This window comes from Staphylococcus ratti, assembly GCF_020883535.1.
Classification (GTDB): domain Bacteria; phylum Bacillota; class Bacilli; order Staphylococcales; family Staphylococcaceae; genus Staphylococcus; species Staphylococcus ratti.
In genome coordinates this window covers 717702-734508 of sequence record NZ_CP086654.1, presented here as the reverse complement: position 1 = coordinate 734508, position 16807 = coordinate 717702, and the positions used below count along the sequence as shown (strand labels likewise).

Annotated in this window: 18 protein-coding genes, 1 pseudogene and 1 riboswitch; of the genes and pseudogenes, 5 read left to right on the top strand and 14 right to left on the bottom strand. The window is 36.1% G+C overall.

Annotated features, from left to right (window positions below; all coding sequences use genetic code 11):
* Positions 1–128 precede the first annotated feature (128 nt).
* Together LN051_RS03390 and LN051_RS03385 are read right to left on the bottom strand one after the other, a co-directional pair.
* Positions 129–1499: a UDP-N-acetylmuramoyl-tripeptide--D-alanyl-D-alanine ligase gene (locus LN051_RS03390; RefSeq protein WP_229293194.1), complete on the bottom strand. Its 1371-nt coding sequence runs from the start codon at positions 1497–1499 to the stop codon at positions 129–131.
* An 11-nt stretch (positions 1500–1510) separates the two neighbouring features.
* Positions 1511–2581, bottom strand: coding sequence for a D-alanine--D-alanine ligase (locus LN051_RS03385; RefSeq protein WP_229293193.1), 1071 nt, complete (start codon positions 2579–2581; stop codon positions 1511–1513).
* A gap of 164 nt (positions 2582–2745) precedes the next feature.
* On the opposite strand from LN051_RS03385, the gene LN051_RS03380 reads away from it, so the two are divergent.
* On the top strand, positions 2746–3960 hold the full coding sequence (locus LN051_RS03380; RefSeq protein WP_229293192.1) for an FtsW/RodA/SpoVE family cell cycle protein: 1215 nt from the start codon (positions 2746–2748) through the stop codon (positions 3958–3960).
* A gap of 152 nt (positions 3961–4112) precedes the next feature.
* On the opposite strand, the gene LN051_RS03375 is transcribed toward LN051_RS03380, so the two are convergent.
* From LN051_RS03375 to csoR, 5 genes are all read right to left on the bottom strand, one after another.
* A complete protein-coding gene (locus LN051_RS03375) occupies positions 4113–4253 on the bottom strand; it encodes an Lmo0850 family protein (protein WP_086375151.1) in 141 nt (46 codons plus the stop codon).
* A gap of 84 nt (positions 4254–4337) precedes the next feature.
* Positions 4338–6527 carry a heavy metal translocating P-type ATPase gene (locus tag LN051_RS03370; protein ID WP_229293191.1) on the bottom strand — a complete coding sequence of 730 codons (2190 nt, stop codon included), beginning with the start codon at positions 6525–6527 and terminating at the stop codon, positions 4338–4340.
* 109 nt (positions 6528–6636) lie between these two features.
* Positions 6637–6840, bottom strand: coding sequence for a heavy-metal-associated domain-containing protein (locus tag LN051_RS03365; RefSeq protein ID WP_229293190.1), 204 nt, complete (start codon positions 6838–6840; stop codon positions 6637–6639).
* 1 nt (position 6841) lies between these two features.
* The gene (gene csoZ, locus LN051_RS03360; RefSeq protein ID WP_229293189.1) at positions 6842–7066 is read right to left on the bottom strand and encodes a putative copper chaperone CsoZ; all 225 of its coding nucleotides are present in this window, start codon (positions 7064–7066) and stop codon (positions 6842–6844) included.
* 14 nt (positions 7067–7080) lie between these two features.
* Positions 7081–7368, bottom strand: a complete 288-nt coding sequence (gene csoR / locus LN051_RS03355; protein ID WP_229293188.1) for a copper-sensing transcriptional repressor CsoR — start codon at positions 7366–7368, stop codon at positions 7081–7083.
* A gap of 135 nt (positions 7369–7503) precedes the next feature.
* Between csoR and cls the strand changes: the two genes are divergently transcribed.
* From cls to LN051_RS03340, 3 genes and pseudogenes are all read left to right on the top strand, one after another.
* Complete coding sequence (gene cls / locus LN051_RS03350) at positions 7504–8994, top strand: cardiolipin synthase (protein WP_229293187.1); 1491 nt, start codon at positions 7504–7506, stop codon at positions 8992–8994.
* Between the two features lie 12 nt (positions 8995–9006).
* Positions 9007–9639 carry an HD domain-containing protein gene (locus LN051_RS03345; protein ID WP_229293186.1) on the top strand — a complete coding sequence of 211 codons (633 nt, stop codon included), beginning with the start codon at positions 9007–9009 and terminating at the stop codon, positions 9637–9639.
* Between the two features lie 183 nt (positions 9640–9822).
* Positions 9823–10011 (top strand): annotated as a pseudogene (locus LN051_RS03340) (transposase); the annotation flags it as partial.
* Between the two features lie 378 nt (positions 10012–10389).
* Here the strand turns inward: LN051_RS03340 and yidC are convergent.
* The 7 genes from yidC to LN051_RS03305 form a co-directional block, all read right to left on the bottom strand.
* Positions 10390–11256 (bottom strand): membrane protein insertase YidC, encoded by an 867-nt coding sequence (gene yidC / locus LN051_RS03335; RefSeq protein ID WP_229293185.1) that lies wholly within the window; start codon positions 11254–11256, stop codon positions 10390–10392.
* A gap of 88 nt (positions 11257–11344) precedes the next feature.
* Positions 11345–11983: a thiamine phosphate synthase gene (thiE, locus tag LN051_RS03330; RefSeq protein WP_229293184.1), complete on the bottom strand. Its 639-nt coding sequence runs from the start codon at positions 11981–11983 to the stop codon at positions 11345–11347.
* A gap of 2 nt (positions 11984–11985) precedes the next feature.
* Positions 11986–12780: a hydroxyethylthiazole kinase gene (gene thiM, locus LN051_RS03325; RefSeq protein ID WP_229293183.1), complete on the bottom strand. Its 795-nt coding sequence runs from the start codon at positions 12778–12780 to the stop codon at positions 11986–11988.
* A 1-nt stretch (position 12781) separates the two neighbouring features.
* On the bottom strand, positions 12782–13588 hold the full coding sequence (gene thiD, locus LN051_RS03320; protein ID WP_229293182.1) for a bifunctional hydroxymethylpyrimidine kinase/phosphomethylpyrimidine kinase: 807 nt from the start codon (positions 13586–13588) through the stop codon (positions 12782–12784).
* Positions 13589–13592: 4 nt separating this feature from the next.
* A complete protein-coding gene (tenA, locus tag LN051_RS03315) occupies positions 13593–14270 on the bottom strand; it encodes a thiaminase II (protein ID WP_229293181.1) in 678 nt (225 codons plus the stop codon).
* A gap of 65 nt (positions 14271–14335) precedes the next feature.
* Positions 14336–14435, bottom strand: a riboswitch (TPP riboswitch).
* Between the two features lie 101 nt (positions 14436–14536).
* Positions 14537–15280: a LysM peptidoglycan-binding domain-containing protein gene (locus tag LN051_RS03310; protein ID WP_229293180.1), complete on the bottom strand. Its 744-nt coding sequence runs from the start codon at positions 15278–15280 to the stop codon at positions 14537–14539.
* Between the two features lie 530 nt (positions 15281–15810).
* Positions 15811–16128, bottom strand: a complete 318-nt coding sequence (locus tag LN051_RS03305) for a single-stranded DNA-binding protein (RefSeq protein ID WP_229293179.1) — start codon at positions 16126–16128, stop codon at positions 15811–15813.
* Between the two features lie 189 nt (positions 16129–16317).
* Between LN051_RS03305 and LN051_RS03300 the strand changes: the two genes are divergently transcribed.
* Positions 16318–16758 (top strand): YwpF-like family protein, encoded by a 441-nt coding sequence (locus tag LN051_RS03300; RefSeq protein ID WP_229293178.1) that lies wholly within the window; start codon positions 16318–16320, stop codon positions 16756–16758.
* Positions 16759–16807 lie beyond the last annotated feature (49 nt).

Sequence of the window (16807 nt, the reverse complement as noted above, 5' to 3'; positions counted from 1 at the left end):
TGTTCTTATTAAAATACTTCAATTTTAGAAGTACGCTGAAACATATAAACAAAGCGTCATACTACCTTCTCGGTAATATGACGCTTTAATATTACAATATGAATTTCATGCGATTTATAGATGAAAAATTACTTATTTTCAGGTGCAATTAACGTATCGACAACCTCTTCTAATTTCATGCCTCGAGAACCTTTTACTAGTACGTTATCTTGTGGTTCAAGTATAGACTTTACGTAACGGATCATTTGAGATTTATCTTGAAAATGAATCGCTTCTTTTACAAAATGTTTCCCTTTTTCATGAATATCTCGTGCCGCTTCTCCATACGTATACAAAGTATCAATATTTTTATGTTCGAGATAAAGTCCTACACTCATGTGAAGTGCTTTAGATTGCTCACCTAGTTCTAGAACATCACCAAAAATCAGCACTTTGCGTCCTTCCAATTGACTTAATGTGTCAACAGCAGCTTTCATACTCGTTGGACTCGCATTATATGCATCATTGATCACTGTAGCCCCATTAGGCGCTTTAAATTTTTGCATACGCATACCTGTAAGTTTAAGGTGATTGAGTTGAGATTGAATTGTAGTATCATCTACCTCTAATAATTTGGCAATTGTGATTGCAATTGCCGCATTGCGCATATTATGTTCACCTAAAACAGGGATATGATATTGGATTTTACCATTGATGTTGAACGTTATGCCTGCATCATCATGTGAAAGTATTTTACAATGAATATCATTTTTTGTGTTCAAACCAATACTCACACATTGAGAGGACGTTAATGTTTCAACATGAGGCGTTAAGAGTGGTTCATCTCCATCAAAAAGCAGTTTTCCATGCGCTTTCAATCCTGCAACAACTTCGAATTTTGCTTGTGCAATCCCTTCTCTTGAGCCTAAGTCTTGCATATGTGACTCACCGATATTTGTAATCACTGCGTAATCGGGTCTCGCGATATTTGAAAGCAATTCTATTTCATGGAACCCTGACATTCCCATTTCTAAAATGGAAACTTCCGTATCATGATTTAATTCTAAAATTGTCAACGGTAGTCCGATTTCATTGTTGTAATTGCCAAGTGTCTTTTTCACACGATAATTCGCTGCCAATGTATTTTCAATCATATCTTTCGTTGTCGTTTTTCCGTTAGAACCTGTCACAGCAATTACTGTTGGGTTCACGTCACGGATATACGCTTGTGCCAATTGTTGAAGTGCGTGTAATGTATCTTTCACAAAAATGACTGGCCCATTTTTAGGCACATCACTGTCACTATCTGTTTGAAAAAAAGTAGCTCCTGCCCCATCTTGGATGGCTTGTTCGCAAAATCGATGTCCATCTACATTTTCACCAATAAACGGAATAAACAATTGCCCTTTTTCAATATGACGGGAATCTATAGAAACACCTTTAATCGAATGGTCTAAAAAGGTTGGATCAACTTCACAATCCACCCAGTCTTTTAATTGTCGTAATGTAATTTCAATCATATCGTCACCTACTAATCGATTTTATGCTTATTTTTCTGTTTTTCTTGGTGACGTGCTTTAGCAAGTGTGATTAATTTTGTAATTAATTCCGCATAGGATACGCCCATATTTTCCCACAACTTAGGATACATGCTGTATTGCGTAAAACCAGGCATTGCATTCGTTTCATTAATGTAAATCTGATCCTCTTCAGTTACAAAGAAGTCTGCACGTAGTAATCCTGAACAGTCTGTTGCTTTAAAAGCTTCTACCGCCATGTTTCTTAACGTCATTTGGACTTCTTCATCTAAATCTGCTGGAATAGACAACTGGACCTTACCATCTTTATATTTAGACTTATAGTCATAAAAAGCGACATCTTTAATCACTTCACCTGGCCATGTCGTCTCTGGATAATCATTACCTAGCACTGCAACTTCAATCTCTCTCGCATTCACACCCTGCTCAATCACGAGTTTACGGTCGAATAAAAATGCTTCTTCAATACCTTGAATCAACTGTGCTTCATTTTCACACTTACTAATCCCTACACTTGAACCTAGGTTAGCTGGTTTTACAAATACAGGAAATTCAAGTTTATCTTGAACGAGTTTTAAGATATTATGTTCATATTTTTCGTACTCGCTACGTAAAAAGCTAACATACGGTAATTGTGGTAAGCCACGTTGCGCGAACAACTGCTTCATCACTAATTTATCCATTGAACTTGATGCCGATAGTACACCATTACCTACATAAGGTAAGTCCAACACTTCGAATAAACCTTGAATTGTGCCATCTTCACCATTTGGACCATGTAATAATGGGAACACTGCATCATAGCGGCCACCCTGGCTACTTTGTGTTAACATTGATGAAATTTCACCTTCTCGGCTTTCGTCTAAATGTAACGTATTAATGTCGGTAATTTCATCGGTAATATTTTCTTTTTTTCTCCAAACACCTTCGTTTGTAATGTAAATAATATCGACATGATACTGCGCTTTATCTATTGCGTTGAGTACGTTTTGCGCAGTTAAGATGGATACATCATGTTCGGCACTTTTACCGCCATAAATAATACATAAAGCTTCTTTTGACATAAGTCCGCCTCCAAATCGTATTCTAAACTCCATATTACCACGAGAGCGCGTAGTAATGCATGTATTTTCAAAGGTGCATCAACTCATATTAGCAAAATGATGCGAAGTTCTGTACAATCATTATATAATTGATATATCATAATCTTTTCGTAAAGGAGATACTTATGGCTTCCTCACGTCAACAAACTCATAAATCCTTACGACATCGCTTAGACTGGAAACTGATTACATTAATTTTGATCTTATGTATGATTAGTGTTCTAACAATACAATCCGCTATGGGCGGCGGTCAATATAGTATGGACTTTGGAATTAGGCAAATATTTTATTACATACTTGGCGGCATTCTTGCATTTTTAATCATGCTTGTATCCCCAAAAAGAATTCGAAAATATACGTTTATGATTTATTCCATTTTTATTTTACTGCTAGTTGGATTGATTGTTCTTCCTGAAACTGCCATTACCCCAATTATCAACGGCGCTAAAAGTTGGTACCGATTTGGGCCTATCAGTATTCAGCCATCAGAATTTATGAAGATTGTCTTAATATTAGCGATTTCAAAGGTGGTTGCTCAACACAATCGCTTTACCTTTAATAAGTCTATTGAGACAGATTTGATGCTTATACTTAAAATCATTGGGGTAACGTTGATTCCTTTAGTCCTTATCTTACTACAAAATGACCTCGGTACAACACTCGTTGTCATGGCGATTATCGCTGGTATTGTCATAGTAAGTGGCATTTCATGGAAGATTTTGGCCCCCCTTTTCGGAGCTGTCATCGTTTTTGGTGGAAGTATCATTCTTTCAATTCTGTACAAACCGAGTTTGCTTGAAAATTTATCTGGTATCAAAACCTATCAACTTGGACGTATCAATTCATGGCTAGATCCATATACTTATAGTTCAGGAGACGGGTTTCATTTAACAGAATCTATGAAAGCCATCGGTTCAGGGCAACTCATCGGAAAAGGCTTTAACCAAGGCGAAGTGTATATTCCTGAAAACCATACCGATTTTATTTTTTCTGTTATCGGAGAAGAATTTGGTTTCATTGGGGCAGTCGTGCTCATCGTTATATATTTATTATTATTAATGCATTTATTAAAAAGCGCTTCACAAACAACCGATTTATTTAATAAATCATTCATTATCGGTTACACAAGTTTGTTACTCTTTCATATCGTTCAAAATATTGGGATGACCATACAACTTTTACCAATTACAGGGATTCCTTTACCTTTCATAAGCTATGGCGGAAGTGCCTTATGGAGTTTAATGGCAGGTATCGGTGTACTGTTGAGCATGCGTTACTATGCGCCAAAGAAATACGACGCATCTTCACCTCAACACAATGATACAACGACACAACATTAAATAAGGGACCAAGACTTGAACTGTCTTGGTCCCTTATTATCGCATCAAATCAAATGTGCCGTTCATTTAGTTCCACTAGCTAATATGTATATGCTAGTGACCGTTTCCTTGATGTTTTTCATGAAATCAACATCAAACAATGCTATGCGCTGTTATTTAAGTTTCTCTGTTGCAGGTTTTGCATTGGGTAATGATCGCATAATATCCAATCGTGATTTTGTTTTTTTAACTTTAACCCCAATTGATGATAACATATGGACCACATTTTGAATTCGTTCATTCTGTTTTGCCATAATATCACCCCGCATATGTCTAACTTCTACTTAATCATACCCTACTTTATTACTTGTGACTACATTAAATTGAAATTTTTTATTTTATTTTTGGACATGTTTTAATCGTAGCGCATTTAATACGACAGAAACAGAGCTGAACGCCATTGCAGTACCAGCTAACCACGGCGCTAAAAAGCCTAAAGCTGCAATAGGTATGCCAATCATATTGTAACAAAATGCAAAAAATAAATTTTGTTTAATATTTTTCATCGTTAATTCGCTCATTTTTAATACTTCTGGTATTTGTGAAACATGATTGTGTACGAGTGCGACATCCGCAGATTCTATAGCAATATCCGTTCCAGAACCCATTGCTACCCCAATGTCACTTTGTGTTAAAGAAGGTGCGTCATTGATACCATCGCCTACCATCATTACTTTTTTTCCTTCGTCCTGTAACTTTTCAATGACTTCAGCTTTTTGGTTTGGTTTAACACCAGCATAAATTGTCTCAATACCTAAGTCATTTGCGATAGCATTTACCGTCGTTTCACTATCTCCACTTAACATCACAATATTATAGTGTTGACGCAATTGCAGAATACTTTCTTTTACCTTATCTTTCGGCTCATCACGTAAGGCAATCATCATCACGATGTGCTGGTTGATTCGTACACCTATTACTGTAGCCCCTTTGGATTCAAGTTCATATTGCTGTGCTTTCATCGATTGCGTCACGGGTGCATGAGTAGCTAAAAATGACATAGAACCAATCTGAATACTTAATCCATTGACTTCCCCCGATATACCATTACCGATATGCGTTTCGTAATTTTGGACTCCAACTGTCTTAGCATCATTAAAATAACGTACAAGCGCCTTAGATAATGGATGTTCAGATTGCACTTCTAAACTTTTAATATAGCTTGCAATTCCCGGGCTTTTTTCAAGTTCAATAACCTCTATCACTTCTGGTATTCCAGTTGTAAGCGTTCCCGTTTTATCGAAGACAATCGTGTCAATTTGGCGCGTTTGTTCTAAACTTTCCGCAGATTTAAATAAAATTCCTGCTTCTGCTGCACGTCCAGAGCCTACCATAATCGATGTTGGCGTTGCTAGTCCTAACGCACATGGACACGCAATCACAATAACTGCAATAAAAATTTCAAGTGCCCGTGTAAAATCAAAAGGAATTAATACGAAATACCATAATAAAAACGAAAATAGCGCGGTACCTACGACGACTGGAACAAATATATTTGAAATTTGATCAGCTAAACGTTGTATATGTGGTTTTTTAGTTTGTGCTTCTTCAACGACTTTAATAATTTGGTTTAAAACAAGATCTTCTCCTACGTTTGTTACTTTTGCTTTTATAAAGTTCGTTTCGTTCAAAGTACTACCGATAACTGAGTCGCCAATATGTTTATCGACAGGAAGGCTTTCACCCGTAATCATTGCTTCATTCACTGTCGTTGCCCCTTCAATAATCTCTGCATCTAAAGGTATATATGAACCACTTTTAACACAAATGATCTCCCCTACTTGTACTTGGTCAACGGCGACATGCACCATCTTTCCATTTCTTTCGACTGTAGCTTCTTTAACCTGTAACGCCGCAAGTTTTTTTATTGCCTCGCTCGCATGCCCTTTCGCACGCTTTTCAAAATATTTACCAAGTAAAATAAATGTGATTAGTACTGCACTTGTTTCAAAATAAAGCGGAATATGCCCCTCATGACCTTCATGCCCTAGGTGAACAATCATTAAATAAATACTATAAAAATAAGCCGCTGACGTTCCCATCGCAACTAAAACATCCATATTAGCACTTTTATTTTTTAATGCACGCCAAGCACCTACGTAAAATTGCGCACCTAAAACAAATTGAACTGGCGTTGCTAATATTAATTGAAACCATGGACTCATCATAAATTGGGGAACAGGAACAAAGCTTAAGAAAGAAAAATGCGCAAACATCGTATAAAGCAATGGTAAAGCAAAAATAGCAGATATAATAAACTTAAATTTTTGTTTTTTTAATGCTTTATCGTCACTTAGCGTGTCAGTGTCATTATCTTCAATTTGGTGTGCTTCAAAGCCGATATGAGCTATTTTTTGAAAAATTGTATCTCTACTTATTTGTTTCGGATTGTATTTTACGGTCGCTTTTTCCATAACTAAATTAACCGTTGCTTCTTCTATCGCTTCATCTCTATTCAGAACCCGCTCAATCCGAGTTGCACAAGCGGCACAATGCATGCCTGAAATTTTATATGTTTCTTCTTTCATTATGACTACCTCCTATACCTAAGCGGGGTATATAAAGAAATAAAATGATAGGGCGTAAGAAGCCTGACCTGTCAGATTTTCTCTTCTCAGCCCTAATATTGTTCATCAATTATTTTACTTCATATCCTGCATCATAAATACGTTGTTTAACATCATGAAGTGCGCCATCGTCCGTTAATTCAACTTCTACTTCATCACGTTCAGGTGTTGCTATTACAGATAATACTTCTTTATTCTCTTTTACTGCTGTTTCAACAGCTGCTTTACAATGATTACAAGTCATGCCTTCAACATCAATCTTATGTTTACCCATATTAAATCGCTCCTTTTTCTGTACGAATCACTTTGTATCCAGTATCGTATATTTCTTTTTCTAATGTATTCAAATTCACAGGTGTATTATAAAGCAATGTAATAGATTGGCGTTCAATATCTATCGTTACTTCTTTAACACCTATCATTTGATTCAAACGTTGTGCTAAATTTTCTTTTTGTAAATCGGACTGAATACCTTCTACAAAAACAATATCTTTATACATGCGCTCTTCTCCAATCAATCTTTTAATAATTTTTGAAAAGTAACGAGTAGCTCCTCCATGGCTTCTGTCTCATGGCCCTCTTCAATTTTTTGAGTAATACAGCCTTTCATGTGATAATCCAATAATTTAGTCGCTACACTATTTAAGGCAGAGCGTGTAGCTCGAATCTGAGTTAATACATCATCACAATAGACATCTTCATCAATCATACGATTAATCGCACGAACTTGTCCTTCTATTCTATTCAAACGTGAGGTTAAGTTCTTTTTAATTTCCACTGAATGATGTGCACGTTCTTCCATGCTCGCACCTCCATCTTTAACTTCACACCCATTATATACCCCCACGTGGTATAGGTCAAGAAAAGAAATTTCTCCCAAAAATCACAGTAATACATGATATAATAACGAAAAGTTCAACATTCAGGGGGGCACAAAATGACTGATTTAAGCAATGTATTTATTCTTGAAGGTCTGATTAGAAACAATTACTTATTTATTGTTTTATTTTTATTAAACCTTTCATTTGTGTTTACAATTATATTTATGGAAAGGCGTAGCGCTGGATCGATTTGGGCCTGGATTCTTGTATTATCGCTACTCCCTATTTTAGGCTTTATTTTATATTTATTATTCGGTCGACAAATCCAACGTAAAGCCATCTTTGAAATATCAGAAAAAGACAAAAAAGGATTAAATCAACTTGTCAGTCAACAACTCAACGCTTTAAAAGAAGATAATTTCGATCCAGAAAATCCACATATTAAACAATACAAAACGATGATACGCAGTCTGTTATATAACAATGCAGCATTCTACACCAATCAAAATGAAGTCGAAATTTTGTTAGACGGCGATACTAAATTCAATCGCTTGAAAGAAGATATTCAAAATGCCCAATCTTATATCCACATTCAATATTATATTTTTCGAAATGATGCACTTGGAAAAAGCATTATCGACCTACTCGAACAAAAGTTAGATGAAGGCATAGAAGTCAAAATGCTCTATGATGATATCGGTTCAAAAAGCTTATCTTTTCGTGATTTAAAAACTTTTAAAAAAAGGGGCGGACTTGTTGAAGCATTTTTCCCTTCAAAGCTACCTATTATCAATTTTCGTATGAATAACCGTAATCACCGTAAAATTGTAGTAATCGATGGCAAGATAGGTTATGTCGGTGGATTTAATGTTGGAAATGAGTACTTAGGCTTATCCAAAAAATTTGGCAATTGGCGTGATACACATTTAAGAATAAAGGGTGGCGCCGTTCATGCGCTACAACTCCGATTCATTTTAGACTGGAATTCCCAATCCTCTCGTTATGACATCGAGCACGACTCAAAATATTTTCCTAAAGTTCAACTAGAAAATACTGAAAATATGGGAATCCAAATTGCATCAAGTGGACCAGACGAGTTTTGGGAACAAATTAAATATGGTTACTTAAAAATGATAAATATGGCTAAAAAGGACATTTATATTCAAACCCCTTATTTTGTTCCAGACGAATCTTTCATGGATGCGTTAAAAATTGCAGCGCTTGGTGGTGTTAATGTCCATTTAATGATTCCAAACAAACCCGACCATCCTTTTGTGTATTGGGCTACATATAAAAACGCAGCCGCACTTTTAGAAGTCGGCGCAAACGTGTATTTATACGAAGATGGCTTTTTACATGCTAAAACATTAACGATTGATGATGAGATTACAAGCGTCGGAACAACAAATATGGATAATCGTAGCTTTGCACTAAATTTTGAAGTAAACGCCTTTGTTTATAACGAAACAATAGCAAAACAATTACGCGAAAGTTTTGAAGAAGATTTAAAAGTATGCTCAAAATTAACTACTGAACGTTACGAGCAACGAAGTCTGTGGATTAAATTCAAAGAGTCTATCAGTCAACTACTCTCACCCATTTTATAAGGAGTGCACGCAATGAAAGAAAAACAATGTCAATTGGCGCACCACTACATGGAAAATGTGCACGCAAAAGATTCAAGCGGACATGATTGCGCACACGTTAGGCGTGTCGTTGCATTAGCTAAAACCATCGCCAAAGATTATGCTGAAGCAAATCTGTTTGTGATTGAGATGGCTGCACTACTGCATGATACGGTGGACGACAAAATTGTTCACGCTACCCATCAAGAAGCATTAACTCAATTTCTTACTGATATTCACGTTTCTGAACAAGATCAACAACATATTCTATACATTATAACCCATATGAGTTTTCGTAAATCAAAAGATGGTACGCGTCTTAAAAGTATCGAAGCACAAATCGTTCAAGATGCTGACCGCTTAGATGCCATAGGTGCAATAGGCATTGCACGTACCTTTCAGTTTGCTGGTCATTTTCATGAACCGATGTGGACAGGAGAAAAAACAATGTCAGAAATGGAAGGGATAGATTTAAACACGCTTCCCCCTTCAGCTATTAAACATTTTTACGAAAAATTAATTAAATTAAAAGACTTGATGAATACCCCAAAAGCTTTAGCATTAGCCGAGGAACGACATGCCTTTTTAAAATTATTTTTACAACAATTTTTCGATGAATGGGTCTAAGTTTTAGTATAAAAATAGCGCAAATGCCTCTATAATTTTAAGTGACCAAACCCAAAATAAAGGAGACATATTGCGCCTATGTGTAATGATATATTAAAGTTACTAAAAATTAAAGATAATCATAAATGATCTTAGAGAAGCATTGATAGCGTGTAATCAACTTCGTTTCATATCATTGCTTATACGATTGGAACTCCTCAATTCAACAATGGTTCGATTGAAGGAATTAATCAAAAAGTTAAACTGATTAAAAGAGTTTCATATAGCTATCGCAACTTTTATAACTTCAAATATCGCATTTTTATTATTTTTAGACTGTATAAAAGACCAAAGAAAAAAGCAATGCCACTTTTCAATAGTGAAATTGCTTAAATAGATTGCGTACCGAGTCGAGACTCCCGAGGCATATAGCCGAAACCGAAAATCCGGGAGAGATACAGAAATCACATAACATTGATTTCGTAGTATCTCCCCCGCAACTATGACTAGGTTTCTAATAACAGTTAGAAACCAGTCATAGACTGCGTTGAAAAGGAACACCTGCTCACTTACGTTCACATGTGTACTGAACACGTATATCATTACATTCAAACGTGTTCATGCAGAGGTAAGGCGCCTGGGAAAGCGAGACTCGAAGAAGCAATCGGAAGTTTGCTACTTAATTATTATAGATACATAACCACCATATAAAGTGTACAGCCTAAAAATAACCGTCCTTCCAACTTAATGGAAGGACGGTTTATTTTATGCTTATTTTTTCTTTTTCTTTGAAACGACTTTTGTGTTTTTACCTGATTTAGCGTTTGATTTCTTTTCTTCTTCAAACTTTCTAATCATAGGTTCCACTTCAGCTTTAGCTTTTTTACCATAAATAATATTGGCTACATAAGTTTGTACAACTAAGAATGCAGCAGATACTGACCAGTATAAACCTAATGCCGCTGCAGAACTGAATGAAATCCACACAATCATAATTGGTGAAATAATCATCATCATTACTGCCATTTGACGTTGTTCTTGTGGCATATGCATACTCGAAACATAAGCTTGAATGAAGTATAAAATACCTGCAATAATAGTAATCCAAATGTCAGGTTTATCTAATTGGAACCATAAGAAATCAGAGAACTTCGTAATGCCTCCACCTGATGGATATTTCAGTACGAAGAATAAGGCCATGATAATCGGCATTTGCAAGATAAGCGGTAAACACCCTAACATGCTTGCAACTGGATTCATATCATATTTTTTATAAACATTCATCATTTCTTGATTGGCAGCCATTTTATCTTCTTGTGTTCGAGCACGTTTAACTTTTTCTTGTGCTTCTGTAATTTCTGGCTTGGCAATTTTCATTTTTTCACGCATCATATGCATGTTCTTGTAGTTTGACAACATGAATGGTAATAATACGATACGTACTACTAACACGATAATGATAATTGCGAGACCATAGTTATTATTTAAATGATCACCTAACCAATGGATTAAGTGATCCATTGGTGAAACAAACGTGTTGTAAAAGAAGCCAGTACGGTTTTCAGGCTTACTATAGTCACATCCAGCTAATAACAGGACGACGCCTAGTAGTGTCGCCAATAACGCTTTGTTCTTCATTTTTCCACCTCTAAAGATATATTCACATAAGTGATATTTTATCATACATCCTAATTGTGTGGAAACATAAACGAAAAGATTTACGAATTTAATTGAAATACTGTAAATATTGCGTCACTGTTTTTTCAATATTTGCGCTATGCGTAATTGAAGAAATCGTCGCAATCCCATCAGCACCATTCTTTTTCAAAGACGCCACATTTTCTTCAGTAATGCCTCCAATGGCCACAATTGGAATGTTTTCATCATAATTCCTCATACGGCGAATCATTTCTACGCCACCTGATGGTTTAGCATCTGATTTAGAGAACGTTTGATAAACAGGACCTACGCCAATGTAATCGACATACGTTAAATCAGACTGATCATATTCTTTAAAATTACTGATACTTAATCCAATAATCTTATTTTTACATTGATGAATAAATGAATCTATTTTAGCGTCATCCTGTCCAACATGAATCCCGTCGGCATCAATTTTTAGAGCTAATTCCACATCGTCGTTCACAATAAACGGGACACCATATGAATGGCAAAGTTGCATTAATGTTCGAGCTTGTCGTTCTTTTGCTTCCCCTGTCAAAGCATGTGGGCCTTTTTCACGGAACTGAAACATAGTAATACCTGCTTCAAGTGCCTCTTTTAAAATCGCTTCTAAATTCCCCTTTTTAATATCTTGCGTGCCAGCAATAAAATACACGCGTAACTGGTCTCGTTGAAATCTCATGATTATTGCACTTCTCTCTTTTTAATTTCTTGGTGATAAGCTGCCGTATCCACTTGGCTTAAAGCATCTATAAATGAGACTAAAAATGTTCCTGGCGCATCCGCCCCCTCACTTAATTCGGCATGTTCTGCGGCAATGTTATAAATGGACACCGCTTCTACTAATGCTTCTAATTCTGGTTTTGGTTGTCGTAATAAAAATGAAGCAATGACCGCACCTAATAAACAACCTGCACCTGTAATTTTAGTAAGTAGCGGAACACCATTGTCCAATTCAATCACTTTGTTATCTTGAACAATCACATCTTTTTCACCTGAGACTACAATAGCTGTTTGAAATTGTTCATAAGCGCGTTTGGCAATAGTTATTGTATCTATATCATCTGAACTATCTGTGCCTTTCATCGTTGTCGATTCGTCTACTAAAGTTAATATCTCTGAAGCGTTTCCTTTTATAACAGCAACATCCACTTGAGCTAAAAATTGACGACAATAGTCTTTTCGAAATTGTGACGCACCTACTGCAACAGGATCAAAAACAATTGGAACACCTTGATCATTAGCTTGTTTCGCAATTTCGAGCATATCTTCTCCAGTTTTTCGAGTTAAAGTTCCTATATTAATGAGCAAACCTTGTGTGATTTTAAAAAAGTCTTTCGCCTCTTCTGGCGCTTCGCTCATCGCTGGACTCGCGCCTAATGCTAATAATCCATTCGCAGTAAAATTTTTGACGACATCATTGGTGTAACAAACTACAAGCGGTTGTGTTGCTCTCATTTTTTCTAAGTAACTCTTCATTCTAATCCCAACCCTTCAACTGTTGATAAGCGAAATGATTGACCGGGCCTCGCCCTTGCCCAATCTCAGGCGTATGCTCAATTGCTAATGAAATATAGGCTTTCGCTTTCGCTACCGCGTCATAAACAGACTTTCCTTTCGCAAGCTCAGCAGTAATGACTGCTGAAAAAGTACATCCTGTACCGTGTGTATGCAATGTATCAAAACGGGGTGCTGTAAATGTAAATTCTCCTTCTTTAGTAAACAAATAATCACGTGCATCCCCTTCCAAATGCCCGCCTTTTAAAACAACCCCTTTGGAGCCAATTTCATTGATAAAAAAGCGTCCAGCTTTTTTTATCTCTGCTTCTGTTTGCAGTTTCATTTGGGTAATTTCTTCAGCTTCTGGAATATTAGGTGTGGCAACATCTGCAAGTGGCAGCAACGTATTTTTTAAAGCTTGTCTCCCTTGTGGCGCCATTAACGAATCGCCACTTTTCGCAATCATAACTGGATCGATCACATAAGGAATAGACTTACTTTTAATCTGGTTTGCTATCATAGTCATCATATCTATAGTTGGTATCATACCTGTTTTTAAAGCATGTGGTGGTTCGTCAGAAAATACACTTTCAAGTTGCTCTTCCACCCACGTTTGCTCTAAATTATGAATGTGTTGTACACCCAAAGAGTTTTGAGCTACGATACTCGTTATTGCCGCCATTCCATAAACACCACAGGAATGAAATGACTTTAAATCTGCCATGACGCCGGCACCGCCAGAAGGATCTGTACCTGCAATCGTTAATGCGATTTTTAATTTATTCATTGTTTTATCCCCCAAAATTCCATGTTTCTTGGTGATACGACATATTGAAAAAGTTTCGCTCATGCATTGTACTTTCTAAAAAGTTTCGTTTTAGTTGTTCTCGCTCTGCATCAGACGCATGCTCTGCACATGCATTCAACCACGTATCAATGTGTTCCATTAATTCATCCATTCCCTCAGCATAAAATTCAAACCATGCTTTTAATGGGTGGTTAGCGTCAAAGTCTACTTCACGTAACGCGCGTTGCGCAATTTGTTGATAGACGTATGGACAAGGTGCCATTGCAGCAATCGTATAGGCCACATCATCATAATGATAGGCATTAAAGTACATGTGCTTAATATAATGATCCGCAGAAGGATACCATTCTCCTTCTTTAATAATTTCATTATACGGTACTTTGACATAATCTGCGAGAATATGATGCGCTTCAACTTCCCCAGAAGCTGCAAATGCGATCTGTTCCGTCAAAAATTCAATTTCTTCTTTAGAATCCACTTTAGGAATTAACAATGCATAAATTTTGGCAAATTCAAATAAGTAGCGTGCATCCGCTCTTAAATAATGTTTGATTGCCTCTTCAGGAATATCCCCTTGAATCATACCTTGAATAAATTCATCACCATAAATACCATCAATAATTGTTGACGCCTCACGTTTAACAATTTCAGAAAATAACATAAAAAAACTCCTTTCAAATGAAAAAAGACTACATGATAAAGTAGCCTAGTCATCATAAAAAGGATTTAATGTCTACGCTACTTCCCTACGCTAGTGTTAACTATATCAGGTTCAAAGGGTCTGAATATCATTCATCTCAACCATACGGTTCCCCTAGTAGTCTTTTATTTAATTAAATTAAACGTAACAAAACCATTACAGAATATCAATAAAAAAAAGCACCGACTCAAAAATAAGTCAGTGCTTCAGACGATTTCTACAATCGCCTACCACCATCCGTTAGCTAAACGGAATTGAACTGCACGCTCTACAGAACCGTAACGTGAGTTTGCATAATTAATCATACCTTGAGTTTGAGTAGCTACACTACCTGTTCCCCAAGCTTCTTTTGTTTGACCAAGCCCTCTGTAACCTGTTGGGCTAACGATATTAGGATTACCACCTGATTCAGGTAAAACGATAGAATTCCACATTGCAGGTGTACCACCAGCATTAATAAATTGTTGATATACAGAACCAGAACCAGCAGCTGTTGATGGTGCTTGGTAATGAGATGTTGGTTGAGTTTGAACATGTGAATATGACGGCGTTACATATTGAGTTGCTGGTGCTGTATAAGTTTCATATGAACCAGACGTCGTGTAATTTACAGGTGCTGAATAGCTTGTAGATTGGTTGTAAGTAGCTGTTTCGAATGAACCAAAGCTAGATGACGTTGGTAAAACAAAGTTTTGCGTTGAAGTAGCACTGTGTGCTGCTGCCGCTGCCTCTGTTACATATAATTTTTCACCAGCGATGATAAGGTCAGATTTTAAATTATTCCAGTCTTTTAATTGTTGTACAGTAACATCGTATTTCTTTGAAATTTTATTTAAAGTATCACCCCATTGAATGAAGTGAACACCTTCTTGAACTTGTGTATGCTCTTGATGCGCTGCTTCAGCATTAGTAGCAAATTGTGCCGCTGCTAATAAACCTACTGTTGATGTTGCTAAAAGTAATTTTTTCATTTAGTAATCCTCCAGTAATTGGTATGAAAATCTGTTATGTTCACAAATAATATAGCACCAGTCTTTTTCAAAAAGATGACATTGACATTAAATAAAGTACCATTTTCATTACAAATATATTACAAAGTAAAACGAGGACATATCGCGCCCTCGCTCAACTACGTATATAAAGCTTAAAAATAAGCGGAGATATCTACATATTTAATGTCAATACACGTAGATAAATCTCCGCTTTAAGTGAATAAATGAAACTATTTTTGAGCGACGGGCGCATAGGCTAACGAAATCAAAAGGATTTCTATCCCCTATTGTTTCACTCAATATAATAGGCATTAATACACATGTGAGAAAAAAGATTAAAGTGAAAATAAAATTGAGTAGAAATATACGATATCATTGTTCAATGGTTCGTGTTTCATGTCATTGGAAAGATCGGGAGTAGGAAAGTAAATGGTTATAAGGTTTAGTATAAATGGATGATATTATCGTTTAATAAGCTTGGATTATTGGAATAGTGCTTTTTCACAGAGCTATGAGGATAGATGTTCTAATTGGAAAATAACCAATTCAGTTGCATAGCGTCGCTCTCCTTGATACTCATATCTTCGGCTTTGTATTTGGCCACTGATTGCAACGCGTGTCTCTTCTTGACATGTTTCATGAATATAGGTTGCAACGGTTCCAAAAGCTTTACAATTTAAATAATCAAAAATAGGTTTATCATGTTTGCTTTTATAATCCCGTTTTACCTTTAATGAAAAAGTGACAAATGGGGTTTCACCAGTATCAAAATAGTTAGGGGCTTTAGTAATGATACCTGTCGCTTGAAACTGATTTATCAATGTCACCTCCTTTCTGTATGACACTATCATACGCATTTCATGCCGTTAATGGCAAGCTTTGAAAAATGGTATATTGCGTATCAAACTGATACTATTCATCATACATTTCAGGAATTTTTTCAAAATTTACGTTATAATTGAAAATAAATATTCTTATTTCGTAAAATTGAGAAAGTTTTAAGGGGGTACGAATCAATGAAGACATTTAAAGCCTTGCGTTTTCAAATTGTATCTGAAAATGGTGCAGTGACTGAATATGAATTAAAAGATGGCGTCATTATAAACAAAGAAAATAGTGGGACTGGTTGGTTATTGGAAATCGTAATATCCGATATCCATTTAGAAGAAATGCAAGCATATATGGACGCTGAAGCGTTGTTAGATATTCGCGTCGTCATTACACGACCATCGAACGATCCCGCTTTGTTTGATGCAACGATCAAACATATTACACCACTCAAAGAAACGATATCTGTCGTCTTTGAATGTCACATTTATACATTGCGTCAAGTTTATGCAGAAAATTTACTAGAACAATTAGTTAGTGAGGGCCTTGAAGGCGAAGCACTTATAAAAACATTTAATCGCATGATGCAATCTAAGCCTCGACTTAAAGATGAAAGACAAGAAGAATAAGTAAACAATAAGGCTAACAGATAGCACATACATTATCTAATGAGAAACC

Excerpts from the sequence above, each read along its gene's own strand:
- LN051_RS03370 (WP_229293191.1), bottom strand. The coding sequence starts at position 6,527 with ATGAAAGAAGAAACATATAAAATTTCAGGCATGCATTGTGCCGCTTGT.
- LN051_RS03390 (WP_229293194.1), bottom strand. The coding sequence starts at position 1,499 with ATGATTGAAATTACATTACGACAATTAAAAGACTGGGTGGATTGTGAA.
- csoZ (WP_229293189.1), bottom strand. The coding sequence starts at position 7,066 with ATGTATAAAGATATTGTTTTTGTAGAAGGTATTCAGTCCGATTTACAA.
- LN051_RS03385 (WP_229293193.1), bottom strand. The coding sequence starts at position 2,581 with ATGTCAAAAGAAGCTTTATGTATTATTTATGGCGGTAAAAGTGCCGAA.
- thiM (WP_229293183.1), bottom strand. The coding sequence starts at position 12,780 with ATGAAGAGTTACTTAGAAAAAATGAGAGCAACACAACCGCTTGTAGTT.
- csoR (WP_229293188.1), bottom strand. The coding sequence starts at position 7,368 with ATGGAAGAACGTGCACATCATTCAGTGGAAATTAAAAAGAACTTAACC.
- LN051_RS03375 (WP_086375151.1), bottom strand. The coding sequence starts at position 4,253 with ATGGCAAAACAGAATGAACGAATTCAAAATGTGGTCCATATGTTATCA.
- LN051_RS03310 (WP_229293180.1), bottom strand. The coding sequence starts at position 15,280 with ATGAAAAAATTACTTTTAGCAACATCAACAGTAGGTTTATTAGCAGCG.
- cls (WP_229293187.1), top strand. The coding sequence starts at position 7,504 with ATGACTGATTTAAGCAATGTATTTATTCTTGAAGGTCTGATTAGAAAC.
- thiD (WP_229293182.1), bottom strand. The coding sequence starts at position 13,588 with ATGAATAAATTAAAAATCGCATTAACGATTGCAGGTACAGATCCTTCT.
- LN051_RS03365 (WP_229293190.1), bottom strand. The coding sequence starts at position 6,840 with ATGGGTAAACATAAGATTGATGTTGAAGGCATGACTTGTAATCATTGT.
- LN051_RS03345 (WP_229293186.1), top strand. The coding sequence starts at position 9,007 with ATGAAAGAAAAACAATGTCAATTGGCGCACCACTACATGGAAAATGTG.
- tenA (WP_229293181.1), bottom strand. The coding sequence starts at position 14,270 with ATGTTATTTTCTGAAATTGTTAAACGTGAGGCGTCAACAATTATTGAT.
- thiE (WP_229293184.1), bottom strand. The coding sequence starts at position 11,983 with ATGAGATTTCAACGAGACCAGTTACGCGTGTATTTTATTGCTGGCACG.
- yidC (WP_229293185.1), bottom strand. The coding sequence starts at position 11,256 with ATGAAGAACAAAGCGTTATTGGCGACACTACTAGGCGTCGTCCTGTTA.
- LN051_RS03300 (WP_229293178.1), top strand. The coding sequence starts at position 16,318 with ATGAAGACATTTAAAGCCTTGCGTTTTCAAATTGTATCTGAAAATGGT.
- LN051_RS03380 (WP_229293192.1), top strand. The coding sequence starts at position 2,746 with ATGGCTTCCTCACGTCAACAAACTCATAAATCCTTACGACATCGCTTA.